Source organism: Nonomuraea sp. NPDC049141 (assembly GCF_040648415.1).
Taxonomy (GTDB): Bacteria; Actinomycetota; Actinomycetes; order Streptosporangiales; family Streptosporangiaceae; genus Nonomuraea.
This window is the reverse complement of sequence record NZ_JBEZDR010000006.1, coordinates 135,754-158,512: the sequence shown is the minus strand read 5'-3', so window position 1 is coordinate 158,512 and position 22,759 is coordinate 135,754. Positions and strand designations below refer to the sequence as shown.

Sequence of the window (22,759 nt, the reverse complement as noted above, 5' to 3'; positions counted from 1 at the left end):
GGCGATGAACGGACGGATCGCGGTCGGGGTGGACGGCTCCGCGCCCGCGACGGCGGCGGCGGAGTGGGCCGCCGTCGACGCGCGGCGCAGGGGGCTGGACCTGCGCATCGTGCACATCTGTGAGCAGTGGCCGCACGGGGTCGGCGACTTCAGCACGGAGTACTGCGCGGGCGCGCTGGAGGCCGCCGCCGATCGGGCGCGCGAGCTGGCCGGTGAGGTCGAGGTGACGACGGACCTGCGCGCGGGGAACGTGATCGAGGAGTTGATCGCCGAGTCCGCGTCGGCTGACAGCCTGGTGCTGGGCAGCCGGGGGCTCGGCGGTTTCGAGGGTATGGTGCTCGGCTCGGTCAGCACGGCCGTCGCGGGCCATGCGCGGGGTCCGGTGGTGATCGTACGCGGGGGCAGGCGGGAAGAGCACGGCCGGATCGTCGTCGGCTACGACGGGTCGGAGCATTCCGAGGCGGCCATGGAGTACGCCATCGAGCAGGCCCGCGCGTCCCATGCGCGGTTGCACGTCCTGTACGCCTGGCAACTGCCGGTCTTCGCGCCGTACGCGGCCGCCTACAACAGCCTGCTGGAGACGGCCTTCCAGCACGAGGTCCGGGTGGCGGCCGAGCGGGTGGTGCCCTGGCGGGAGAAGAACCCGGACGTCGAGATCACCGATGAGCAACTGTGCGAGCACCCGGCCGGCGCCCTGATCAGGGCCGCGACCACGGCCGACCTGGTCGTGGTCGGGTCGCGGGGGCTGGGCGGCTTCGCCTCGGCGGTGCTGGGCTCGGTCAGTCGCGCCGTGCTGCACCATGTGACCTGCCCGGTCGCGGTGGTACGGCGCCGTCAGGAGGGGCCATGAACCTGAGCGTCGAGTCGCTGACCGCCGAGCTGGTGATGAGCCGCATCCTGGTGGCGGTCAAGTCGGATGAGTCGCCGCTGATGGCCTGGGAACTGATGCGCCGCGCCGGCGTCCGCCATCTGCCGGTGGTCGAGGGGCAGCACGTCCTGGGCATCCTGTCGCGCGAGCAGCTCGCGGCGTCCTGGTCGGGCGGTCCGCAGGAACAGTCGAACCGCCAGGTGGGCGAGCTGCTGGCCGGCGAACGCAGGCCGCGCGTGCAGCCCGGCGACCTGCTGACCCGGGTCGCGGCCGTCATGACCGACGCCGGCTGTGACGCCGTCCCTGTGGTGTCGGACCGGGGACTGGTCGGGATGATCACCGCTTGCGATGTCGTGTCGGCGGTGGCGGGCCGTACCCGGCAGGTGAAGGAGCACGGCGAGGTGGTGACCGGCATGTTCCACCTCGAGCCCGTCATACCGGCACGCTAGTGAGGTCGGTGCGTCGCTGCGACGTGCCCGGTCAGCCGTTCCCAGTTGCCGGACCCGATCGCGGCCTTCTCCTCCTCGGTGAACGGCGCTCGCTCGAGGAACGACCGCGCGACCCCGCCGCTGGTGTCGAGGTACGGGAAGCCGCCGGGCCGCGTCCCATAGGTGTAGGGGTAGTCGGTGGAGTACAGCATGCGCTCGGTCCCGACGACCTCCGCGGTCCACCGCAGGTAGCGCTCGCTCACCGTGCCGCTGCCAGCCACCCAGAAGTTCTGCCGGAAGTAGTCGGCGAGGGGCCGCTCCAGCTTCGCGTCGGGTGCCAGGATGCCCGTGTGGTCGAGGTAGAAGAGGATGACCTCGCCCCAGTGCCCGGCGATCACCTGGAGCTCGGGGTGGCGGTCGAACACCCCGGAGAAGATCATCCGTAGGTACTGAACGCCCAGGTCGTAGTACCAGCCCAGCCCCGCGGTGGCCAGCCCCATGCCAACACTGCCCAACCCCGAGTAGTACGCGTCCAGGACGGGCTGCGCGGGGGTCTGCGGGTGGAAGTGCAGGGGCACCCGGAGTCGCGCGGCGGCCGCGTAGAGGTCGTCGAACTCCGGCGCGTCGGCCAGTTTGTCCCCGGTGCGCCCGTACAGCATCGCGCCGCGGAAGCCGAGCCGCGTGACCGCGCGTTCCAGCTCCTCGACGGCGGCTTCGGGGGCCGGCGTCGGGATGGCCGCGAGCGCCTGGAACCGCTCCGGGTTGCCGGCGACGACCTCGGCGAGCGCGTCGTTCGCCTCGCGCGCGACGCTCACGGCGTCCGCCGCCGCGAGGTTCTGCACGCCCGGTGTGGCCAGGGACAGCACCGCGACGTCCACGCCCTGATCGTCCATGTCGGCCAGGCGCAGATCGGAGACGTCGCGCAGCCGCCGCGCGATCGGGTCGTCGCCGAAGCCGCGCTGGGGGATCTGCGGCAGCCCCGCCCGCTTCCAGGCGTCGAGCACTACCGGCAGGACGACGTGTTCCTCAAGTCCGACGATTCGCATGTCCTACTCCTTCTGAATGGCGTTTCCAGTGGAAACGTCTGAACGGTATCACTGATACTAGCGACAGTACAGCGATGGCCGTATCATTGATTCATGGCTCCAGGGGTGAAGGACGAAGCGGCTTCGGTCGGCGGGCGCGAGCTCATCCGCCGGCGCGTGATCGAGGCGGCCGCGGACCTGCTCGCGCGTGAGGGCCGCGACGCGGTCACCACCCGCGCGGTCGCGGCGGCGGCCGGGTTGCAGCCCCCGGCGATCTATCGCCACTTCGCCGACATGGACGCGCTGCTCGAAGCGGTGGCCGAGCACGGTTACGCCACGTTCCTGGCGGCCAAACGCGTCGATCCCCACCCGGCCGACCCGATCGAGGATCTGCGCGCGGGCTGGGACCTCGCCGTCGAGTTCGGCCTCGCCAACCCCGCGCTGTACGTGCTGATGTACGGCGAGCCCCGACGTGGCACGACGTCGGCCGCCTTCCAGGCCGGCATGGAGATTCTGCTGGGGCGCATCCGGCGCCTCGCCGCCGGCGGCTGGCTGCGCGTCGACGAACGGCTCGCGGCCGCCCTCATCCACGCGACGGCGCGCGGCGCCGTGCTCACCTGGCTGTCGCTGCCCGCCGATCAACGCGATCCGGCTCTGCTGACCGCCATGCGGGAGTCGATGGTCACCGCCGTCACCAACGAGAAGCCCGCCGTGCAGGACGCGGGCCCGGCCGGCGCGGCCCGGGCCTTGCGTGCCGCACTGCCCGAGCAGACCACGCTGAGCGGCGCTGAGCGGCACCTCCTCGGCGAATGGCTCGACCGCCTGGCCGCCGACGGGTAGCTCGTGTCCGCGCGCGTGCGCTAGAGGTTCAGAGCAGCCGTCTCTGTACGACGTCGGCCATGACCGTGGTCACGACCTTGTCGACGGCTCCGGCCTCCGGCGGGGTGCCTTCCCGGCCGGCGAACAGCAGGTGCCCGGCCCCGATCAGCGTGAGCGCGAGCGTGTCGACGTCGGCATCGGCTGCGATACGGCCCATGGCCCGCTCGATGGTGAGATAGGAGGCGATCATGGTCGTGGCCTCCGTCAGTACGGGGACGCCGGTCGGCGTGGTCTGGCGCAGCCGGGCGCGCAGGTCGTCCCGGAAGGTGATGAGGCCGACGATCGCCACGGCGACCGACCCGAACAGGTCCGTCAGCGCGCCGGTGAGGTTGCCGGCGACGGTGCCGGTCCCGGCCGACTCGCGCAGGGCGGCGGCCTGGGCGCCGATCCGGCCGATGCGGTCCAGCACGAGCTCGGCCAGGAAGGCGTCGAAGTCGGCGAAGTGCCGGTGCAGAACCCCCTTGGCGCAGCCCGCCTCCGTGGTGACCGCCCGGCTGGTCAGCGCGTTCGGGCCGTCCCGCAGCAGGACGCGTTCGGCGGCGTCGAACAGCTGCTCGCGCGCGTCGCGCATGGCCACTCCTGTCGGCATACCGAAGATCCCTCCATGTCTCGCCGAGCCCGCCCGTTGACGAGTGGGCATGTGCCCACTATGGTGGGCGCATGCCCACTATACCTTCGGAGCAATCGCATCCGCCCAGGCACGAGCCTCATCGACACCGACAGGTAGCCGAGTCGTACGGCGCGGACACCGAACGCTACGACCGGACCCGCCCCCGCTACCCCGACGCCATGGTGGAGCGGATCGTCGCCGCCACCCCCGGGCCCGACGTTGTCGACGTCGGCTGCGGCACGGGCATAGCGGCCCGGCAGTTCCAGGCGGCCGGCTGCACGGTCCTCGGCGTCGAGCCCGACGCGCGGATGGCCGAGTTCGCGCGGCGCGGCGGACTCGAGGTCGAGGTGGCGACGTTCGAAGCCTGGGACCCCGCCGGCCGGACCTTCGACGCGGTCATCGCCGGGACGGCATGGCACTGGGTGGACCCGGTCGCGGGCACGGCCAAGGCCGCGCAGGTGCTGCGGCCCGGCGGCCGGCTCGCGGTGTTCTGGCACGTGTTCCAGCTTCCGTCCGACGTGATCGACGCCTTCGCCACGGTCTTCCAGCGGGTGGCGCCCGACTCGCCGTTCAACGCCCAGTCGATGAAGCCGGCCCTGGAGCTGTACCAGACGATGTTCGACAAGCCCGCCGACGCGATCCGGGAGGTGGGCGGGTTCGGCGAGCCGGAGCAGTGGCGGTTCGACTGGGAGCACACCTACGCCCGGGACGCGTGGCTGGACCAGATGCCCACCCAGGGCCCCCTCACCCAGCTCCCGCCGGACAAGCTGGCGGAGGTGCTGGACGGCGTCGGAGCGGCCATCGACGCGATGGGCGGCAGCTTCACGATGCCCTACATCACGGTGGCGGTCACCGCAGTGCGTACCGACTCGCCCTGAGTCGCCGCCGGCCAAGCACGAACGGGTGGCCACGGGTCTTTCGCGTGGTCACCCGACCACCTTGTCCAGGAACCCGGCCAGGTTGGCCGCGGTCCGCTCGATCTGCTCCGCCAGCGTGAGCGACTCGTGCAGCCGCCCGCCGGGCCCGACCTCCTTCTTCCCGCGCAGATAGAGCGAGCAGGCCAGATCGGTGCAGATGTAGGCGCCCACCGAGTTGCCCTGCTGCCCGGTCCGCCCCGCTCTGCGCGCGGTCATCAGCGAGACGCCGTCTCCCGTGTGCATGGTCAGGCAGAACGAGCACATGCTGCGCCGTACATGCCCGGCATGCGGCGCGGCCCGGCGCAGCGCCACCCCCACGAACCCGTCGCCGGACTCGGCGACCAGATAGGCCCGCTCCGGCGAGGCGGGGTCCCGCCAGCCGAGGAAGTCCAGGTCGTCCCACGGCCGCGCGGCCAGATCCCTGGGCACGGCCAGGCGCTTCGCCTCTCCCTTGGTGCAATTGACCAGTGACGCGCGGATGTCACGCTCGGAAACCACTCTCATAGGTGGGGAAGCTAGCTTCCCTAGGAGTATTATGCAAATACTTAATACCTCTAGGCAAGCGAGAAGGGCGGCCCATGCCACGTGCGGGGTTGACCGCCGAACGCCTGACCCAGGCGGCGGCGGAACTGGCCGACGAGGTCGGCTTCGAGAACGTGACCGTCTCGGCGCTCGCGCGCAGATTCGGCGTCACGGACCCGAGCCTGTACTCCCACATCAAGAACGCGCGGGACCTGAGGGTACGGGTGGCGGCACTGGCCCTGACGGAGCTCGCCGACCGGGCCGCCGCCGCGCTGGCCGGCCGCGCGGGCAAGGACGCGCTGAAAGCCTTCGCGGGCGCGTACCGGGACTATGCGAAGGAGCATCCGGGCAGGTACGCCGCGGCGCAGATCGAACTCGACCCGGAGACGGCGGCCGGCGACGCCGCGCGCCGGCACGCGGAGATGACGCGGGCGATACTGCGCGCCTACGAGCTCCAGGAGCCCGACCAGACAGACGCGGTACGGTTGCTGGGCAGCACGTTCCACGGGTACGTGAGCCTGGAGCGGTCGGGCGGGTTCAGCCACCACCCGCGCGACGTGGACGCCTCGTGGTCCAGAGCCCTGGACGCCCTCGACTCCGTTCTCAGAAACTGGCCGCCGGCTGACGTGTGAGCGTGTTTCAGAGCTGGGCGGCGAGGTGGGTCAGTGTCGCGCCGAGGGGTGCGTCCAGGGTGAGCACGGCTGCGGCGTCACCGCCGGTCGGCCCCTGGTTCACGATGGCGATCGGGATGCCGAGCGCGGCGGCCTTGGTGACGAACCGCAGGCCGGATCGGACCGTCAGCGACGACCCGAGGATCAGCAGCGCCCGCGCCGCCGCGACGAGCGCGAAGCACTCGTCCACCCGTGCCCTGGGCACGTTCTCGCCGAAGAACACCACGTCGGGCTTGAGCAGCCCCCCGCACGTCGCGCAGTCCACCACCCGGAACCTCTCGACCTGCTCGTCGTCGAGCACGGCGTCACCGTCGGGATTGATGCGGGCCTGGCCTTGCCCGCTGGCCTCCCAGCCGGGATTGGCCGAGCGCAGGCGGTCCTCCAGCTCCGTACGGGAGGTCCGCTCCCGGCAGGTCAGGCACACGACCCGGTCGAGCCCGCCGTGCAACTCGATCACCCGTCGCGCGCCGGCCGCCTGGTGCAGGCCGTCCACGTTCTGCGTGACAATCCCTTCGATGAGCCCGCGCCGCTCCAGCTCGGCCACCGCCCGATGCCCCGCGTTGGGCGCGGCCAGGCCGATCTGCCGCCACCCGACGTGACTGCGCGCCCAGTAGCGCTGTCGCGCCGCCGCGCTGCCGACGAACCGCTGGTACGTCATGGGCTCCGCCCGCCGGGCCCGGCCTGTCGGCCCCCGGTAGTCAGGGATCCCCGACTCCGTCGACAACCCCGCTCCGCTGAGCACCGCCACGCCGCCCCCGGCCACCAACTCGGCCAGCGACGCGAGCGGAGAACGGCCGAGCACGCTCCTGGTTTCGGTCACAGCACCATGGTGCCCGACGCGCCACGATGCCCGAGTATGAGCCTGCCTCGGTGGATGAAATTCCACAGAAATGGCCTTCTGCTGTATAGAGTCACACCGTGTTCACGCTCCAATCCCTGGTCGATCGCTCCGCGCTCGAACTCGGCGTGCTGGTGCCGGGCCGTCCGGGCGCGCTGGACGAGCCCCTCGCCTGGGTGCACAACACCGAGCTGCCCGACCCGTCGGCTTACGTACGCGAAGGCGAGCTCGTGCTGACGAACGGCGTGTGGCTCGACCGGGTGGATCCGGCGCGGTTCGTCCGCCAGGTCAAGAAGGCCGGAGCGGGCGGCATCGTGTTCGGCCTGCGTGCCGAGCTGCCCGCCACTCCGCCCGCGCTGGTCGAGGCCTGTCGCGACGAGGAGCTGCCGCTGCTGGAGATCTCCATCGCGGTGCCGTTCACGGCGGTCTCGGAGGCGGTCGCCGACATGCTGGCCGACGAGCGCAAGCAGTCGCTGGTCGGCATGGTGCGCCGGGGAGACGCCCTGGCCACGGCGATCTCCCGGGGCGCCGGCGCCTCCGGCGTGCTCGACGTCGTGCGGCGCGAGCACGACCTGCCGCTCGCGGTGGTCGACAGGATGGCCCGCTCGCTCGCGGCGGCCGGCGTCGACCTCGGGGCGGACCAGTTGCACGCCGTGGCCGCGGGGCTGGCCAGGCATCCGCCTGCCCTGGAGGTGGATCTGGGGGACGCAGGACGCGTGGCGCTGTTCCCGGTGGGCGCCGTCGGCGACATCGACGCGGCCCTCATCTGCCTGCGTCCCTTGCGCGAGCTCGCGGCGGCCGAGCGGGAGGCGCTGGAGCAGACGGCCCGGTTCCTGAGCCTGGAGGTCGCCAAGCAGCAGGCGGTCCAGGCGATCGAGATGCGCTTCGCGAGCGAGCTCCTGGAGATGATCCTGTCGGGCGGCCGGCGCGCCACGGAGGTGCCCGGCCGGCTGCGCGCCTTCGGCGTCGATCCGGGCGGCCCGCTGGCCGTGTGCGCCGTGGCGTTCACCCAGGGGGAGGCCGCCACGATGCACGGGCTCGCCGAGGTGATCGGGGAGTTCTTCGCGGCCGAAGGCGTGCCGGCGGTCGTCGCCGGCGGCACACAGGACGTCGTCGCCGTGCTGCCCTGGCGCCATCCCGAGCGCGAGCTGCCGCTGCTCGCCCAGCGCCTGGTGCGCGGCGTCGAGCGGCGCTTCCCCGGCCGCCGCCCGGTCGCGGGGCTGAGCGGCCTCGCCTCCCAGGCGGCCGAGCTGCGACCCCGGCTCCTGCAGTCCAGGGAGGCCTGCCGCGTGCTGCGGCGGACCTCGACGGGACCTTCCGTACGGGCCTTCGCCGAGCTGGGGACGCATCGGCTGCTCCTCGGATCGCTCGACGCGGAGACCTTGCACCAGTTCTCCGGCGAACTCCTCGGGCCGATGAAGGACCATGACGTGCGGCGGGGCGGTGAACTCGAGCTGACGCTACGGACGTTCCTCGATCACGATGGGCAGTGGGGGGCGACAGCCGGCGCGCTGCACGTCCACGTCAACACGCTGCGCAACCGGCTGGCCAAGATCACCGAGCTCACCGGCCGGGACGTGGGCCGCACCGAGGACCGGGTGGACCTGTTCCTGGCGCTGACCATCGACGCGATGGACTGAGCTCAGGGCGCCGTGCTCAAGCGGTCACCCTGGTGCCCTGCCGCCACTGGCGGGCGTTGCTCAGCGTCGCCATCGGCTGGAGCATCTGGTGGTCAAAGGGTGTCATGGGCAGCCCTTGGGCCAGGCGCCGCGGGAAGTCCGGGTTGGCGAGTGCGCCCCGGCCGACGGCCAGTACGTCGGCGTGGCCGTCCTCCAGCACAGTGGCCGCCCGGGTCGTGTCGTGCATGCCGCCGTTGGCCAGCACGGGCAGCCTGGTGACCTTCCGGGCCAGGCCTGTGATCGTCATCCCGCCGTCCAGGGTCGCCGTCTCCACCCAGTCCCGGCCTTCGCTGGCGATGTGCAGGTAGCTCGCGCCTGCCTCGGCGAGCGCGGCGAAGATGGTCTCCGCGTCCCTGGAGCCGCCCGCCCATCGGTGCGTGAAGTCGTTGACCTTGCCCTGCGACAGCCGGATGCCCACGCAGAAGTCCGGGCCGAGCTCCGCGCGGATGGCGGAGACGATCTCCGCCGCCAGCCGCACCCGGTGGGCGACCGGGCCGCCGTAGCGGTCGTCACGCCTGTTGGTGTAGTCGGTCAGGAACTGGTCGACCAGGTAGCCGTTGGCGCCGTGCACCTCGACCCCGTCGAAGCCGGCCCGCCTGGCGCGGACGGCCGCGGCCACGAAGCCCCGCACCGCGCGGTCGATGTCGTCCTGGTCCATCGCCCGGGGCGTGGGCCACGGACCGTGCCCGCCGTATTCGGGCATCTTCTCACCGCGCGGCCGGACGGCCGACGGCGCGACGGTGTCGTCGCGGTAGTGGTTGCCCTGCGACAGCGCTCCCGCGTGCATGAGCTGGAGGACGAAGGCCGCGCCGGCCGCGTGCACCTGGCCGGCGATCTCCCGCCAGGCGGCCTCGTGGTCATCGGTGACGATGCCGGGCTGGTTGGCGTACCCCTGGCTGTGCCAGGTGTCGGTGTAGGTTCCCTCGGCCACGACGAGGGAGAAGCCACCGCGGGCGTACTCTGCGTAGTAGCCGGCCATCTCGTCGGTCGGTGTGCCGTCTGCGGTGGCGGACACCCTGGTCATGGGGGAGACCGCCAGCCGGTTGGCGAGGCTGAGATCGCCGATGCGCTCCGGGCGCAGAGCGGGGTGCGGGACGTCGTTCATTGTTCACTCGTTTCTGTTGGTGTATCCAGGTCGATCGCCAACGCCGTCGGGTGGTGCCCGTTGATCCCCACCAGGTCCTGCGGGCAGGCCGAGACCACGAGGACGCAGTCCATCGCCGCCTCGAATGTGATCGCGTCACCGGGACGGCTGATCGAGCTCAGCCAGCTCAGCCGGCCGTCGCCGGCCACCGGGATCCGCATGAACACGTTGACGGGCTGCGGGATGACCGGGACGGACAGGCCGAGCGCGGCCAGGCTCGCGCGCAGATTGTCCGCGCACGAGGCGTGGCCGGGCACGCCCAGGGCGCGATAGCGCTCCTGGTCGCAGGCCGCGATGAGCATGTCGTGACAGCCGGGGGAGGTGTCCTCCACCAGGGTGAGGATGGGCCTGCGCCGGGTGGTGACGAACTTCTCGCCGGCCACCGGGAACAGGCGGTTGGTCGCGGCCCGGGTGTGCGAGGCGCTGAGGTGCTCGTTGACGTCATCCGCGGCGACCGCGAACACGTCGCCGACCTGACCTCCGTCAAGGTCTGTGACGCGTACGCGGCGACCGGCGCCGACCCTTACCGCCCGCCCTTGGGTGGCGGGCACGATGACTCGCATGCCCACAGCCAACCAACCGGGACACGACCCGGACCATGGAGATTGCCACCGCATTCAGCGCTGCCGATAGAGGAATCTCCATCATGGAAGGTCCATGGCGAAGCGCCTTGCCACACTGACCGTTATGGGCTATCCGCGAGTTCGGTCACCGTGACGGCGCGCAACAGGTGCGGGCGCAGGAGTTCCGCCCGCTGCCTGCGCACACCGGCGGCGAGGGCCGCGTCGGTGAGCGCGGCGCCGATCCACTCGGCATCCACGCCCCGGCCGTCGCCCCGGCTGATCAGCGGCTCTCCACCGGCCCGGCTGCCGCACACCGCGCGCAACAGGTGGCGGACCTCTGGCGACACCGGGAACGCGACGATGCCGTCACGGCCGCCGCGCAAGGTGATCAGGGTGAGTCGGCCGTCGCTCGCCAGGGGGTGGACATCGTGGGCGGTCAACGCGGCCAGCGCCTCCACGGAGGTGCCGGTGGCCTCCAGCAGCGCGACGGCGAGAGCCTCGGCCCATCGGCCGTCGTCGGCCAGCCGCATGACCCCTTTCCGCAGCAGGCGCCGCTCGGCCGGGGTGGGCGGAGGCGTGCGGGTCACCTCGCGGCGGGGCCGCACCGCGCCGTATCGCCAGGCGAAGGTGTAGAAGGAGGCCAGCGTGGCGCGTCGCCTGATCACCGTCGCCCTGGCCAGGGGCTTGCCGGGCGTGCCCACGCCGGTGATGAGGGCGGCATAGCAGTACGCGTCCAACTGGGCGTCGGTGGCCGCGAGCAGTTCGAGAGCTGGTTCGGTCGCGTACAGCCAGCGCAGGAACGAGGCCAGGACCCGCAGCCGGGTCTGCCGCTGGGGAGCGGAGGAGTTGTCGCGCAGCCAGGCCGTCACCACCTGCCGCGTCAGCGGATCCAGCGCGTCCACGAGCTCGACGTCGGCTCCAGGGACGTCGCCCCCGTCACGGGGGCGCAGGCGCGGCCGCAATCCCGCGATCTGGCCGACGCTGGCCGGCTCTGGATCGCTCTCCGGCCACATGGGAGCGGAAGCGAGGGCGCCCCCGGACGTGTGGGGGACCCGCTTGGCGGTGTCCGCTTCGACCATGCTCAGCACGCGACCGACGCGGCGACCAGGGCGGCGTTGAACATCGCGGAGGCCCCACCGGCCGACCCGGAGGCGTGAAGGACGTGGCGGCCCATGCCTGACAGATCCATCATGATCTAGATGATCTCATGAAGCATCACCAACAATCCTCGCCACTGGAGTTGTCACCTTCATCGAGTACTTCAGCGCGGAATGACTTCCGCTGTTACTGCGCCCCTTGGCGGGCCGGGAGCTGTTCGGCGTGTTCGACGTGCTCAGGGGTGGGCTCCGGGCTGGAGCACTGTCCTTGGCAGTAGCCATTGGTCACGATGAGCCGCCCACGAGCCGGCGTGTAGGAAGCTTGGGAGGAGACGATCACGCCCTGGCAGGTCGGGCAGACGATCGGGTGGTTGGCGGTCATGAAAGCCCTTTCGGCACCATGGTAAGAGCGCTGAGTACGCGTCCCGGGGGGAGGCTTCTATCCTGGAAACGAGTGTTCACACGCTTCGCAGGACACATTGCGTGGGCCGCCGAGATTGTTGTCTCTCACGCACGGTGCGGGGATGCCACTTGGGCGCGAGACCGCTGAGCATATCTCGGGTACGCACCGGCGTGGTCAGGGGGATCGCCCGGATTCGAGGGCATCGGTCCGGCCCGTCTAGGCTGGCTGTCATGGCCACCGACGATCTGATGACCAGGGCGCTGGAAACGCTCGGGGACGACGGCCCGCTGTCGGTCGAGGCGATCCACCGCCTGGCCGATCTGGCCGACGCGCCCGAGTCGATGATGATCCACGAGGTCGCCGACCTCCTCGACGTCTCCCCTCACACGCTGCGCTACTACGAGCGGGCCGGGCTGGTCGAGGTGGCCCGCGACGGCAACGGTCATCGCGTCTACGACGCCGCGGCGGTGCGGCGCCTGGTGTTCCTCACCCGGATGCGGCTGTCCGGCATGCCGATGCGTGACCTGCAGCACTACGTCTCGCTCGTCGACGCCGGGGAGCGCACGGTGCCCGAGCGGCTCGACATGCTGCTCGAACATCGCGACACCATCCGCCGCCGGATCCGTGAGCTGACCCTTTCCCTCGCGGCGACGGAGTACAAGATCGCCACGTACGGAGGCTCGACCGGATCGAACGTCCGGCACACCGCCGCCGGCATCGACCGCACGACGCTGCCGCACCAGCCGACGCGCCGGGCACTACCGGCGGAATGAGGGACACCGGAAGCCTCAGGCAGGTCAGGCGCGCATGTTCGCGCCGCCGTCGATGGCCCACACCTGGCCGTTGATCCATTCGGCGTCGTCGGACAGCAGGAAGGTCACGACCGCGGCCAGGTCGCTCGGGCGGCCCAGCCGGGTGGTGGGGACGTGCTCCAGGAACATCTTCTGGAGCTGGACATCGTTCTGCGCCTCCTGCGTCTCGCCCATGACCAGGCCGGGCATCACTCCGTTGCAGCGCACGCCCTTGGGGCCGAAGCTGCCCGCGATGTGCCGGGTGAGCGCGTTGACCGCCGACTTCGATGCCCCGTAGGCCGGGCGCTTGCGGTCGCTGGCGCTCACCGCGGCGCCCGAGGAGCAGTTGACGATGCTGCCGCCGCCGCCCGCCAGCAGGTGCGGCAGGACGGCGCGGGCCGTACGGACATAACCCAGGACGTTGACGTCCAGAGTCCGCTCCCACACATCCAGGTCGGTGTCGAGCAGCGACCTGTCGCGCCCGAGGTTGCCCGGCGACAGGTCCGCGCCGACGTTGAACAGGCCGTGTACAGTGCCGAACTCCTCGACGGTCCTGGCGACCATCGCGTTGACGGAGTCCTCGTCGGCGAGGTCGAAGCGGAGCGCGATCGCCGAACCGCCGGCCTCGGTGATCTTGGCGGTGGTGGCCTGCGCGCCGGACAGGTTGATGTCGCCGACGACGACCTTGGCACCTTCCTCGGCGAGCCTGATCGCGGTGCCCGCGCCGATGCCGGTCGCCCCGCCGGCCACGATGATCGTCTTCTCCGTCAAACCACGCATTGTCCGCTCCGATCGATGGGGTTTCGCCGAACCGTACATGACTGTACGCTTCTAGCGCGGCTAAACGTACAGTCATGTACGGTTCATCGCAAGTAGGGTTGGACCGTGCGTGAGAGTGGGTTGCCCGTGACACGGAAGGACGCCGCCCGCAACCGGGACCGGCTGCTCGCCGCGGCCCGGCGGATGTTCGCCGAACACGGCCACGACGTCGCGCTGGAAGAGATCGCCAAGGTCGCCGGGGTGAGCCGCACCACGATCTACCGCAACTTCGCCACCCGCGAGGAGCTCGCGGCGACGGTCTTCGCCGACAACGTCGCCCAGATCGAGGACCACGCGGCCGGACTGCGGGAACAACCTGACGGCGCGGCCAAGCTGTTCGACTTCGTCCTGGACATGCAGCTGGACAACCGCGGCCTGGCCCAGGTCCTGTCCGGCGCCGACCTGCGATGGTTCATGGAACATCACCGCCGCATCGCGGCCTGCTTCGAGCCGCTCCTCGACCACGGCCGCGCGGCCGGCGTCGTTCGCCCGGTCGTCGACGTCGGCGACCTGATGCTCGCCATCTCCATGGGCGAGGCCGCCGTCGCCGGCCGCGACACCGCGCAGCGTGACGACCGCCACAAACGCGCACGGGAAATGCTGCACCGTGCCCTTTTCACCCGCTGACGTCGGCCGCTCTGGGGGCTTTGTCGCAGACCTTACGTGCGACAGCGGCCGGGCGGTGTGGCCCGGAAGGCATTTTGTAGGTTCCCTACAACGAAGCGGGCTCGGCACGCGTCATGTGGACCATTGGTTAACCACTCGGCAATCGAGCAGGGTATAGAAACAGGTACAGGCGACGCTCCGGGACCCGGACGTCGCCTTCTGTGCGGGTACTTGGGAGGCTCAGCCGGTGTTCAGTCGTGTCGCCATCGTCAACCGTGGAGAGGCCGCGATGCGGCTCATCCACGCCGTCCGGGATCTTTCTGCGGAAACCGGGACACGGATCGAGACGGTCGCCCTCTACACCGACGCCGACCGCAACGCGACCTTCGTCCGGGAAGCGGACGTCGCCTACGCGCTGGGCCCCGCCTCGGCCCGCCCGTACCTCGACCACGCCGTCCTGGAACGGGCGCTGGTGGAGACCGGGGCCGACGCCGCGTGGGTCGGCTGGGGGTTCGTCGCCGAGGACCCGGCGTTCGCCGAGCTGTGCGAGAAGATCGGCGTCACCTTCGTCGGGCCGAGCGCGGAGGCGATGCGCAAGCTCGGCGACAAGATCGGCTCGAAGCTGATCGCCGAGGAGGTCGGCGTCCCGGTCGCGCCATGGAGCCGCGGCGAGGTCGCCACCCTCGAGGACGCGCTGCGCGCCGGCGACGAGATCGGCTACCCGCTGATGCTCAAGGCGACCGCGGGCGGCGGCGGGCGCGGCATCCGCATGGTCGCCTCGGCGGAGGACCTGGCCGACGCCTACGAGCGCACCAGTCAGGAGGCGCTGCGCGCGTTCGGCTCCGGCGTGGTCTTCCTGGAGCGCCTGGTCACCGGCGCCCGGCACGTCGAGGTTCAGGTCATCGCCGACGGGCAGGGCACCGCGTGGGCGCTGGGCGTGCGGGACTGCTCGGTGCAGCGGCGCAACCAGAAGATCATCGAGGAGTCCGCCTCCCCGGTCCTGGCGATCGAGCAGATCGACGAGCTGAAGGCGGCGGCCGAGCGGCTCGCCGTGGCCGTCGAATACCGCGGCGCGTGCACCGTCGAGTTCCTCTACCACCCCGGCGAGAAGCTGTTCGCCTTCCTCGAGGTCAACACCCGGCTGCAGGTCGAGCACCCGATCACCGAGATCACCACCGGCACCGACCTGGTCCGGCTGCAGTTGCACGTGGCGGGCGGCGGGAGGCTCGAAGGCGCCCAGCCGGCCGAGGCCGGCCACGCCATAGAGGCCCGGCTCAACGCCGAGGACCCCGACCGCGACTTCGCGCCTGCTCCGGGGCGCATCGCGCGCCTGGTGCTGCCCGCCGGGCCCGGCATCCGCGTGGACACCGGCGTCAGCGAGGGCGACACCATCCCGGCCGACTTCGACTCGATGATCGCGAAGATCATCGCCTACGGTCGCGACCGCCGGCAGGCGCTGGGCCGGCTGCGCCGTGCGATGGCCGAGACCACGGTGATCATCGAGGGTGGCGCGACCAACAAGAGCTTCGTCCTCGACCTGCTCGACCAGCCCGAGGTGATCGACGCGAGCGCCGACACCGGCTGGATCGACCGCGTACGCGCCGAGGGCCGCCTGGTCAGCCACCGGCACTCCGCGGTCGCCCTGGCCGCCGCCGCGATCGAGGCGTACCAGGACGAGGAGGAGGTCAGCCGCCAGCGGCTGCTGTCCACCGCGCACGGCGGCCGCCCGCAGGTCCAGCACGACTCGAGCCGCCCGCTGAACCTCAAACTCCGCGGCGTCGGCTACCGGGTGAGCGTGGCCCGGGTCGGGCACAAGCGGTTCCGCGTCGGCATCGCCGGCGGCGGTGACACCCCGGCGGACGTCGAGGTGGAGCGGTTCGACGAGCACAGCGGCCAGATCGTGGTCAACGGGCGCCGCTTCCGGCTGGTGTCGGCCACGCACGGGCCGATCCACCTGGTCGAGGTCGACGGCGTCACACACCGGATCAGCCGCGACGAGGGCGGTGTCGTCCGCTCGCCCGCGCCCGCGCTGGTGGTCGCGACGCCGGTATCGGCCGGCGACGAGGTCGAGTCGGGCGCGCCGCTCCTGGTGCTGGAGAGCATGAAGATGGAGACGGTGCTGCGCGCGCCGTTCCGCGCCCGCGTGCGTGAGTGCCCGGTGTCGGTGGGCAGCCAGGTCGAGACCGGCGCGCCGCTGATGCGGCTGGAGCCGCTGCTCGACGAGGGCGCCGAGGAGGCGGAGTCCGCCGCCGAGACCGTGGAGATCGAGTTTCCCGCCGAGCCCGCGGCGGCATCCGCGGCCGAGCGCGTCGAGCGCGGCCTGCAGGACCTGCGCAGCCTGCTGCTCGGCTTCGACGTCGACCCGCACGACCACAAGCGGGTGCTGTCGGCCTACCTGGCCGCGCGCGCCGAGCTGGGCGGGCGGCTGCTCGAGGGCGAGCTGGACCTGCTCACCGTGTTCGCCGACCTGTCCGAGCTGAGCCGCAACAGGCCGCGCGGCGAGCTCGACGTCGAGCCGGACAGCCAGGTGCACAGCCCGCGCGAGTTCTTCCACAGCTACCTGCAGAGCCTCGACGTCGAGCGCGCCGGCGTCAGCGAGAGCTTCCAGACCAAGCTCGCCAAGGTCCTCGCCCACTACGGCATCGCCGACCTCGACCGCACACCGGAGCTGGAGGCCGCGGTCTTCCGGATCTTCCTGGCCCAGCAGCGGATGAGCACCGACGTCGCGATCGTGTCGGAGCTGCTGCGCCAGTGGCTGGCCGGCGCCCCGCCGCTCGAGTCGCTCAGCGAGCGCGCCGGGCTCACTCTTGAACACCTGGTCGAGGCCACGCAGGTGCGCTTCCCCATGGTGTCCGACCTGGCCCGTGGCGTGGTGTTCCGCTGGTTCGCCCAGCCGTTGCTGCGCCGCAACCGAGCCAAGGTCTACGCCGCGGTCCGCGACGACCTGCGTTACCTGGACCGCGAGCCGGACGCGCCGGACCGCGCCGAGCGGATCCAGGCCATGGTGGCCAGCGCCGAGCCGCTGGTCCGCCTGATCGGCCAGCGGATCGGCCGGCCAGGGCGGGACCACGCGCCGCTGCTGGAGGTGCTGACCCGCCGCTACTACGGCAACCGCGGGCTGTCCGGGGTCACCACGCGGGAGAGCGCGGGCTGCCGGTTCGTCACCGCCGAGCACAGCGGCTCAGGCGGCGTGACCCGCGTGGTCACCACCGCCGTCGACATCGCCGCCCTGCCCGACGCCATCGACGCCGTCGCCACGTTCGCCGCCGACGTCGCCGAGCGCGGGCTGGTCGCCGACCTCTACGTCACCTGGGAGGACCAGCCGGACGCCGACGAGATGGCGGTACGGCTCGGACGGCTGCTCGACGAGCACCCGCCGCCCGCCGGCGTCCGCCGGATCACCACCACCGTCGCCGGCACCAGCGGCGCCGTGATGCACCACCACTTCACCTTCCGGCCCGACGGAGCCCGCGAGGCGGGCTTCGCCGAGGACCGGCTGATCCGCGGCCTGCACCCGCAGATCGCCCGGCGCCTGCAACTGCAGCGGCTGCGCGAGTTCGATCTCACCCGGCTGCCGTCCGCCGACGAGGAGATCTACCTGTTCAAGGCCGTGGCGCGCAGCAACCCGGCCGACGAGCGGCTCATCGCGATGGGCCAGGTCCGCGACCTGACGCCGCTACGCGAGGCGGATGGCAGGCTGGTCGCGCTGCCCGCGGTGGAGGACGCGATCACCGCGGGCCTGGACGCGATCCGCAACATCCAGGTGCAGCGCCCCCAGAACAAGCGGTTCGATACCAACCGGATCATGATGTACGTCTGGCCGTCGACCGAGTTGTCGACCGATGAGCTGAACATGCTGGTCCAGCGTATTCTGCCGACCACGGCGGGCGCGGGGCTGGAGGAGGTACTGTTCGTGGCCCGCCAGCGCACGGCCGCTGGTGAGCTGAGCGAGGTAGCCGTGCGGATCGCTCTCGACCCGGGCCACGGCGCGCACCTGGATGTCGGCAAGCCGTCGGCGGAGCCGGTGCAGCCGCTGGACGACTACCGCCAGAAGGTGCTGCGGGCGGCCCGCCGCGGCAACGTCTACCCGTACGAGCTGACCGGCCTGCTCACCGGGCCGGCGGGCGGCTTCGTCGAGCACGACCTCGACGAGCACGGCGCGCTCGTGCCGGTGGACCGGCCGAAGGGGAAGAACTCCGCGGCGCTCGTGGCGGGCGTCGTCACCACGCCGACCGAGCGGCACCCTGAGGGCGTCACCCGCGTGATCCTGCTCGGCGACCCGACGAAGTCGCTGGGCGCGCTGTCCGAACCGGAGTGCGCGCGGGTGATCGCCGCGCTCGACCTCGCCGAGCGGATGCGGGTCCCGTTGGAGTGGTTCGCGCTGTCGGCGGGCGCGCGGATCTCGATGACCTCGGGCACCGAGAACATGGACTGGGTCGCGGCCGCGCTCAAGCGGATCGTCACGTTCACCCAGGCGGGCGGCGAGATCAACATCGTGGTCGCCGGGATCACCGTCGGCGCCCAGCCGTACTGGAACGCCGAAGCGACGATGCTCATGCACACCAAGGGCATCCTGGTGATGACGCCGGACTCGGCGATGGTGCTCACCGGCAAGCACTCGCTGGACTTCTCCGGCGGCGTGTCGGCCGAGGACAACTTCGGGATCGGCGGCTACGACCGCGTCATGGGGCCGAACGGCCAGGCGCAATACTGGGCGCCCAATCTGCAGGCCGCCCGCGACGTGCTGATGGCGCACTACGACCACACCTACATCGTGCCCGGCGAGACGGCGCCGCGGCGGGCCTGCACCACCGACCCGGTCGACCGTGACGTCTCCGAGTTTCCGCACGCGATCGCCGGCAGCGACTTCACCACCGTCGGCCAGATCTTCTCGGCCGAGCACAACCCGGACCGCAAGAAGCCGTTCGACATCCGCACGGTGATGCGCGCCGTGTCCGACCAGGATCACGCGGTGCTGGAGCGCTGGGCGGGCATGGCCGACGCGGAGACGTCCGCGGTGCAGGACGCGCACATCGGCGGCTGGCCGGTCTGCCTGGTCGGCATCGAGTCGCGGTCGGTGCCGCGGCGCGGCTTCCCGCCCACGGACGGGCCGGACACCTACACCGCGGGCACGCTGTTCCCGCGGTCGTCGAAGAAGACCGCGCGGGCGATCAACTCGGCGTCCGGCAACCGGCCGCTGGTGGTGCTGGCGAACCTGTCCGGGTTCGACGGCTCGCCGGAGTCCATGCGCAAGCTCCAGCTCGAGTACGGCGCGGAGATCGGCCGGGCGATCGTCAACTTCGACGGGCCGATCGTGTTCTGCGTGATCTCCCGCTACCACGGCGGCGCGTTCGTGGTGTTCTCCAAGGCGCTCAATCCGAACATGACCGTACTGGCACTGGAGGGCTCGTTCGCCTCGGTGCTCGGCGGTGCCCCGGCGGCCGCCGTGGTGTTCTCCGGTGAGGTCAACAACCGCACCGCGACCGATCCGCGGGTGACCGAGCTGCAGACGCAGGTCTCGGCGGCCAGCGGCGCCGCGCGGGCGGCGCTGAACGCCCAGCTCGCCGAGGTGCAGTCCGCCGTCCGGGCGGAGAAGCTCGGCGAGCTCGCCGCGGAGTTCGACCGGGTGCACAGCATTCAGCGCGCGGTCGAGGTCGGCTCGGTGGACGCGATCATCAGCGCCGCCGAGCTGCGGCCGCGGATCATCGAGGCCATCGAGCACGGCATGAAGGGCTGACGCTTCCTGAGGTTCAGTACGCCTGGTCCTGGTCGGGCCGGGCGGTGCTGTGGCGCAGCACCAGATCGGCGCAGAAGTAGCACTTGTAGATGATGGTCGCCACCTCGCGCCAGTCCCGGCGCAGCACCAGCAGCCGCAGCACGACGTACGGAACGCGCGCGTCCAGCTCGTCCAGCAGCACCGCCCACTCGTGCCTGTCGGGCAGGGCCACCCGCTTGCGCGCCAGCGCCCGGAGCAGGTCCGCGTCGATGCCGGGAAACTCCCGCGGTACGGAGTCGGCGAGGGCGCCGATCTCCCGGTCGCAGCGTACGTGGATGTCGTGGATCTCCTCGCGCAGGTCGTGGAGGCCGGAGAAGTAGAAGCGCAGGAGATCCCCCGGCTGGTCGGAGTCCGGCATGGCGCCGTCCAGCAGTTCCGCCAGCGCGTCCGGCAGCGCCTGGAACCGGGCGACGCGGTCCGCCTCCGTCCCTTCGGGGTCGAGCCTGGGGACGTGCCCGAACGAGCGCCGGCGCGCGGGCGGGGAGGCGAAGAACATCACGAGCACCGCGGCGATGACCGCCAGCGAGATCACGACCACCGCGACGATGAGCCAGATCAGGACGGTCCCGGCGACCTGGAACGCCGACGAGACGATTCCGCCCACCGCCGAGTAACGGATCGCCGCCCACACCAGGGCGGCGACCGCGCCGCAGAACGCCAGCAGCTTGGTCAGCCGCCACCCCGACTGCGAGCCGATGAATGCCAGCAGCACCGCGAGCACGAGGGCGACCAGCGGCCGCTCCAGGAAGGACACCACCCCGTCCCATTTCAGCTCGCGCAGGAGTTGCCCCGGGGACTTGCCCAGGGACGCGTACCTGATGCCCGTCCACACCAGCTCCGCTATGGCGAGGCCGAGCAGGACCGCGCGGAGCAGGCATGATCTGCTGACTGACGCCAGCACCGTGAGGAGCACGACGACGACCATGGCTGTGAGCGGGTCGGCCAGCGCATCCCACATGAGGGCACCACCCCGTAGACGGCTTGCTCGCATTCTCGGGCGGGCGGTACGCGGTGGCAAGAGAATGGCCCGCCCCGGGGCGGCGGCTCGGTCACGGCAACGTCACCGTCCGACTACAGCTACGGAGAGTAATTGACCGCATGCTTTCTGTGATGCCGCTGCTGGGCCGAAAACCGTCCAGCCGGCTCATCGGATCCGAAGGAAAGAGAGAAGACATGCGGATGATGCGCACCCGTCTGGCCGTCCTGGCCGCGACCCTGGCTGTTGCCCTGACCCCCTGGCTCGCTGACGCCTCCTGCGCCGCCGTCCGTCAGGCCGCGTCGCCCATCAGCGGTGTGGTGATCCTCAAGATCGGCGGGGGGCACGTGGTGAACATCGGCGACAAGCTCTTCGCGGCCCTGCTGCCCGTCCCTCGCGCCGCGAAGTTCCGTGTCGTCGACACCGCCGAGGGCGTTCGGTTCCGGGACGAGAGAACCGGTGGCGTGGTGTACGCCGACCCCAGCCTTGAGCCCTTCTCCCAACTCTCCGTGAGCGCGCCCGGCGAGATCCCGCCTTACTCGACCTGGACCGTCGAATCTCCGGAGGACGGCGCGGACTCCGCCGACGCGAAGGTCGTCACCATCAAACTGGCGGGCACCGATCAGTACATCGGACGGCACTTCGTCGAGGACCGCAGCCTGCTGCCCAAGCGGGTCCTGCTGCTTCCTCCAGGGGTCCAGGCCCCGCTGTGGACCATTGAGCCGGCCGGCTGATCTTGCGCGTCTCCCCGCGCGCTCCTGCGGCGCGCGGTAGCGTCGGATCAGGTCCGCTGGGCGGCAATGCCACCGCCTACGCCTATCACCTGTTCGGTTATGGCGATGGGGGCCGGGAGCGATACTCCTTCCGGCGTGAAGGCCGCCGCAGCCGTCGCCGGGCACGCCGCGAACTGCGTGCTTATCACCGCGAAGACCGAACGAAGGCAAGGGCCCGCCGCACGCCGCGCGGGCCCTTTTCTTTCTAACGCGGAAATGGCCGGATGTTCGGGCCGAAACTCCATGGATATCGTTGTGGCAAAAAGGGGTCACACGCCTTGTCCGACCGCACTTATGGGCGCACAGTCGAGGCACCGCCAATAGAAAAGGAGTCCTTTATGGACGGCACGGTCGCGCCACATCGCCGCGCGAAAAACCTCGTACGACGTCTCTTATCGGCCGGACTCGCAATGTTCACGGTAGCCTTTCTCGTCGCGCCGCCCGCCCAGGCCCAGGCACTCCCGACGCCGAAGGAATTCGTGACGAACCTCGACCTGGAATGCTTCAGGACCACCCTGTACCAGCCGCCGGCCGTCACGCTGGCGTTGCGGCACCTCAACCCCGTACTCGCCAACCAGCCGACCGTGCAGGTCACGCTCGGACAGCGCGAGCAACTGTGCGTCCCGGTGGCCAAGAACGGCGTGATCCCGCCGCCGAACGTCATTGATTTCATCAGGTTCGTCGACCTGTCGTGCTACCGGGTCACCGGCCCCTCGATCAACCTGCCCCTGGCGCTGCGCCATCTCAACCCGGTCCTGCAGAACGTGCCGGGCATCCAGGTCACCCTGAACACGCCTCAGCACCTGTGCGTCCCGGTGGCCAAGAACGGCGTGATCCCCGCCCCGGATGTCCTGCGGCTCATCTCGCACATCGACCTGTTGTGCTACGCGCACACGCCGAACCCGGCCATGAACGTAGGCCTCTCCCTCACCCAGCTCAACCCGGTCCTGACCAACCAGATCCCGCCCGCGGACGTCCGGGTCGCCAATGCCCGCCAGCTCTGCGTACCGGTGCAGAAATCCGGTGACGACATCCCGGCGGACGTGCTGCCCGTCGTGCGATGGGTCGATCTGGAGAAGTTCGACATCGTCGCCCCGACCATCTCGACGGTGGGGCTGACCCTCACCCACCTCAACCCGGTGCTGGCGAGGGTGCTGCCGGCCGAGGACGCGAGACTGACCGGTGCCCTGCAGTTGGCCGTACCGGTTTCCAAGAACGGGCTGATCCCGCCTGGCTGAACCACTCCGGCCGACCTGGATCGGGATATCCCGATCCAGGTCGGGCGGCGCGGATGGGGAAGGGTGTGTAGGGTTTGTGAATGCTGGGGGATGATTATTATGGGGGTTTCTATTTAGGGTGGGCGTGTATGCGACA

General features: G+C 70.9%; 21 protein-coding genes. 11 read left to right on the top strand and 10 right to left on the bottom strand.

Going from position 1 to position 22,759, the window contains the following annotated elements:
• Positions 1-4: 4 nt before the first annotated feature.
• Both AB0B91_RS19750 and AB0B91_RS19745 read left to right on the top strand, forming a co-directional pair.
• A complete protein-coding gene (locus tag AB0B91_RS19750) occupies positions 5-850 on the top strand; it encodes a universal stress protein (RefSeq protein WP_358321193.1) in 846 nt (281 codons plus the stop codon).
• Positions 847-1,317 carry a CBS domain-containing protein gene (locus AB0B91_RS19745; protein ID WP_358321191.1) on the top strand — a complete coding sequence of 157 codons (471 nt, stop codon included), beginning with the start codon at positions 847-849 and terminating at the stop codon, positions 1,315-1,317. The genes AB0B91_RS19750 and AB0B91_RS19745 overlap by 4 nt, the downstream gene beginning before the upstream one ends.
• Here the strand turns inward: AB0B91_RS19745 and AB0B91_RS19740 are convergent.
• The gene (locus tag AB0B91_RS19740; RefSeq protein ID WP_358321188.1) at positions 1,314-2,342 is read right to left on the bottom strand and encodes an amidohydrolase family protein; all 1,029 of its coding nucleotides are present in this window, start codon (positions 2,340-2,342) and stop codon (positions 1,314-1,316) included. The genes AB0B91_RS19745 and AB0B91_RS19740 overlap by 4 nt on opposite strands.
• Positions 2,343-2,435: 93 nt before the next feature.
• Between AB0B91_RS19740 and AB0B91_RS19735 the strand changes: the two genes are divergently transcribed.
• Positions 2,436-3,161 (top strand): TetR/AcrR family transcriptional regulator, encoded by a 726-nt coding sequence (locus AB0B91_RS19735; protein ID WP_358321185.1) that lies wholly within the window; start codon positions 2,436-2,438, stop codon positions 3,159-3,161.
• A gap of 28 nt (positions 3,162-3,189) precedes the next feature.
• On the opposite strand, the gene AB0B91_RS19730 is transcribed toward AB0B91_RS19735, so the two are convergent.
• The gene (locus tag AB0B91_RS19730) at positions 3,190-3,789 is read right to left on the bottom strand and encodes a TetR family transcriptional regulator (protein ID WP_358321182.1); all 600 of its coding nucleotides are present in this window, start codon (positions 3,787-3,789) and stop codon (positions 3,190-3,192) included.
• 71 nt (positions 3,790-3,860) lie between these two features.
• On the opposite strand from AB0B91_RS19730, the gene AB0B91_RS19725 reads away from it, so the two are divergent.
• On the top strand, positions 3,861-4,688 hold the full coding sequence (locus AB0B91_RS19725) for a class I SAM-dependent methyltransferase (RefSeq protein WP_358321179.1): 828 nt from the start codon (positions 3,861-3,863) through the stop codon (positions 4,686-4,688).
• 48 nt (positions 4,689-4,736) lie between these two features.
• Here AB0B91_RS19725 and AB0B91_RS19720 read toward each other — a convergent pair whose 3' ends face one another.
• A complete protein-coding gene (locus AB0B91_RS19720; RefSeq protein WP_358321176.1) occupies positions 4,737-5,231 on the bottom strand; it encodes an FBP domain-containing protein in 495 nt (164 codons plus the stop codon).
• Between the two features lie 74 nt (positions 5,232-5,305).
• On the opposite strand from AB0B91_RS19720, the gene AB0B91_RS19715 reads away from it, so the two are divergent.
• Positions 5,306-5,881 (top strand): WHG domain-containing protein, encoded by a 576-nt coding sequence (locus AB0B91_RS19715; RefSeq protein WP_358321174.1) that lies wholly within the window; start codon positions 5,306-5,308, stop codon positions 5,879-5,881.
• 7 nt (positions 5,882-5,888) lie between these two features.
• Here the strand turns inward: AB0B91_RS19715 and AB0B91_RS19710 are convergent, their stop codons facing one another.
• Positions 5,889-6,740, bottom strand: coding sequence for an NAD-dependent protein deacetylase (locus AB0B91_RS19710; protein ID WP_358321171.1), 852 nt, complete (start codon positions 6,738-6,740; stop codon positions 5,889-5,891).
• 98 nt (positions 6,741-6,838) lie between these two features.
• Between AB0B91_RS19710 and AB0B91_RS19705 the strand changes: the two genes are divergently transcribed.
• Entirely contained in the window at positions 6,839-8,398 is a 1,560-nt protein-coding gene (locus tag AB0B91_RS19705) for a PucR family transcriptional regulator ligand-binding domain-containing protein (RefSeq protein ID WP_358321170.1), read from the top strand.
• A 16-nt stretch (positions 8,399-8,414) separates the two neighbouring features.
• Here the strand turns inward: AB0B91_RS19705 and AB0B91_RS19700 are convergent, their stop codons facing one another.
• The 4 genes from AB0B91_RS19700 to AB0B91_RS19685 form a co-directional block, all read right to left on the bottom strand.
• The gene (locus tag AB0B91_RS19700) at positions 8,415-9,542 is read right to left on the bottom strand and encodes an NADH:flavin oxidoreductase (RefSeq protein WP_358321168.1); all 1,128 of its coding nucleotides are present in this window, start codon (positions 9,540-9,542) and stop codon (positions 8,415-8,417) included.
• Positions 9,539-10,144 carry an urea carboxylase-associated family protein gene (locus AB0B91_RS19695; RefSeq protein WP_358321167.1) on the bottom strand — a complete coding sequence of 202 codons (606 nt, stop codon included), beginning with the start codon at positions 10,142-10,144 and terminating at the stop codon, positions 9,539-9,541. The genes AB0B91_RS19700 and AB0B91_RS19695 overlap by 4 nt, the downstream gene beginning before the upstream one ends.
• Before the next feature lie 122 nt (positions 10,145-10,266).
• Positions 10,267-11,223, bottom strand: a complete 957-nt coding sequence (locus AB0B91_RS19690) for a hypothetical protein (RefSeq protein ID WP_358321166.1) — start codon at positions 11,221-11,223, stop codon at positions 10,267-10,269.
• Positions 11,224-11,428: 205 nt separating this feature from the next.
• Complete coding sequence (locus AB0B91_RS19685) at positions 11,429-11,623, bottom strand: hypothetical protein (protein ID WP_358321164.1); 195 nt, start codon at positions 11,621-11,623, stop codon at positions 11,429-11,431.
• A 251-nt stretch (positions 11,624-11,874) separates the two neighbouring features.
• Here AB0B91_RS19685 and AB0B91_RS19680 point away from each other — a divergent pair, with 251 nt between their 5' ends.
• Positions 11,875-12,417, top strand: a complete 543-nt coding sequence (locus tag AB0B91_RS19680; protein WP_358321162.1) for a MerR family transcriptional regulator — start codon at positions 11,875-11,877, stop codon at positions 12,415-12,417.
• Positions 12,418-12,441: 24 nt separating this feature from the next.
• Here the strand turns inward: AB0B91_RS19680 and AB0B91_RS19675 are convergent, their stop codons facing one another.
• Complete coding sequence (locus tag AB0B91_RS19675; RefSeq protein ID WP_358321161.1) at positions 12,442-13,206, bottom strand: SDR family oxidoreductase; 765 nt, start codon at positions 13,204-13,206, stop codon at positions 12,442-12,444.
• 135 nt (positions 13,207-13,341) lie between these two features.
• Between AB0B91_RS19675 and AB0B91_RS19670 the strand changes: the two genes are divergently transcribed.
• A complete protein-coding gene (locus AB0B91_RS19670) occupies positions 13,342-13,881 on the top strand; it encodes a helix-turn-helix domain-containing protein (protein ID WP_358321159.1) in 540 nt (179 codons plus the stop codon).
• A 226-nt stretch (positions 13,882-14,107) separates the two neighbouring features.
• Positions 14,108-19,597 carry a carboxyl transferase domain-containing protein gene (locus AB0B91_RS19665; RefSeq protein ID WP_358321158.1) on the top strand — a complete coding sequence of 1,830 codons (5,490 nt, stop codon included), beginning with the start codon at positions 14,108-14,110 and terminating at the stop codon, positions 19,595-19,597.
• A gap of 13 nt (positions 19,598-19,610) precedes the next feature.
• Here the strand turns inward: AB0B91_RS19665 and AB0B91_RS19660 are convergent, their stop codons facing one another.
• Positions 19,611-20,594, bottom strand: a complete 984-nt coding sequence (locus tag AB0B91_RS19660; RefSeq protein WP_358321157.1) for a hypothetical protein — start codon at positions 20,592-20,594, stop codon at positions 19,611-19,613.
• A gap of 221 nt (positions 20,595-20,815) precedes the next feature.
• Between AB0B91_RS19660 and AB0B91_RS19655 the strand changes: the two genes are divergently transcribed.
• The gene (locus tag AB0B91_RS19655) at positions 20,816-21,346 is read left to right on the top strand and encodes an I66 family serine proteinase inhibitor (RefSeq protein ID WP_358321155.1); all 531 of its coding nucleotides are present in this window, start codon (positions 20,816-20,818) and stop codon (positions 21,344-21,346) included.
• A gap of 449 nt (positions 21,347-21,795) precedes the next feature.
• Entirely contained in the window at positions 21,796-22,623 is an 828-nt protein-coding gene (locus tag AB0B91_RS19650) for a hypothetical protein (protein ID WP_358321154.1), read from the top strand.
• The last annotated feature ends 136 nt before the right edge of the window (positions 22,624-22,759 follow it).

Excerpts from the sequence above, each read along its gene's own strand:
- AB0B91_RS19750 (WP_358321193.1), top strand. The coding sequence starts at position 5 with ATGAACGGACGGATCGCGGTCGGGGTGGACGGCTCCGCGCCCGCGACG.
- AB0B91_RS19745 (WP_358321191.1), top strand. The coding sequence starts at position 847 with ATGAACCTGAGCGTCGAGTCGCTGACCGCCGAGCTGGTGATGAGCCGC.
- AB0B91_RS19740 (WP_358321188.1), bottom strand. The coding sequence starts at position 2,342 with ATGCGAATCGTCGGACTTGAGGAACACGTCGTCCTGCCGGTAGTGCTC.
- AB0B91_RS19735 (WP_358321185.1), top strand. The coding sequence starts at position 2,436 with ATGGCTCCAGGGGTGAAGGACGAAGCGGCTTCGGTCGGCGGGCGCGAG.
- AB0B91_RS19730 (WP_358321182.1), bottom strand. The coding sequence starts at position 3,789 with ATGCCGACAGGAGTGGCCATGCGCGACGCGCGCGAGCAGCTGTTCGAC.
- AB0B91_RS19725 (WP_358321179.1), top strand. The coding sequence starts at position 3,861 with ATGCCCACTATACCTTCGGAGCAATCGCATCCGCCCAGGCACGAGCCT.
- AB0B91_RS19720 (WP_358321176.1), bottom strand. The coding sequence starts at position 5,231 with ATGAGAGTGGTTTCCGAGCGTGACATCCGCGCGTCACTGGTCAATTGC.
- AB0B91_RS19715 (WP_358321174.1), top strand. The coding sequence starts at position 5,306 with ATGCCACGTGCGGGGTTGACCGCCGAACGCCTGACCCAGGCGGCGGCG.
- AB0B91_RS19700 (WP_358321168.1), bottom strand. The coding sequence starts at position 9,542 with ATGAACGACGTCCCGCACCCCGCTCTGCGCCCGGAGCGCATCGGCGAT.
- AB0B91_RS19695 (WP_358321167.1), bottom strand. The coding sequence starts at position 10,144 with ATGCGAGTCATCGTGCCCGCCACCCAAGGGCGGGCGGTAAGGGTCGGC.
- AB0B91_RS19690 (WP_358321166.1), bottom strand. The coding sequence starts at position 11,223 with ATGGTCGAAGCGGACACCGCCAAGCGGGTCCCCCACACGTCCGGGGGC.
- AB0B91_RS19685 (WP_358321164.1), bottom strand. The coding sequence starts at position 11,623 with ATGACCGCCAACCACCCGATCGTCTGCCCGACCTGCCAGGGCGTGATC.
- AB0B91_RS19680 (WP_358321162.1), top strand. The coding sequence starts at position 11,875 with ATGGCCACCGACGATCTGATGACCAGGGCGCTGGAAACGCTCGGGGAC.
- AB0B91_RS19660 (WP_358321157.1), bottom strand. The coding sequence starts at position 20,594 with ATGTGGGATGCGCTGGCCGACCCGCTCACAGCCATGGTCGTCGTCGTG.
- AB0B91_RS19655 (WP_358321155.1), top strand. The coding sequence starts at position 20,816 with ATGATGCGCACCCGTCTGGCCGTCCTGGCCGCGACCCTGGCTGTTGCC.
- AB0B91_RS19650 (WP_358321154.1), top strand. The coding sequence starts at position 21,796 with ATGTTCACGGTAGCCTTTCTCGTCGCGCCGCCCGCCCAGGCCCAGGCA.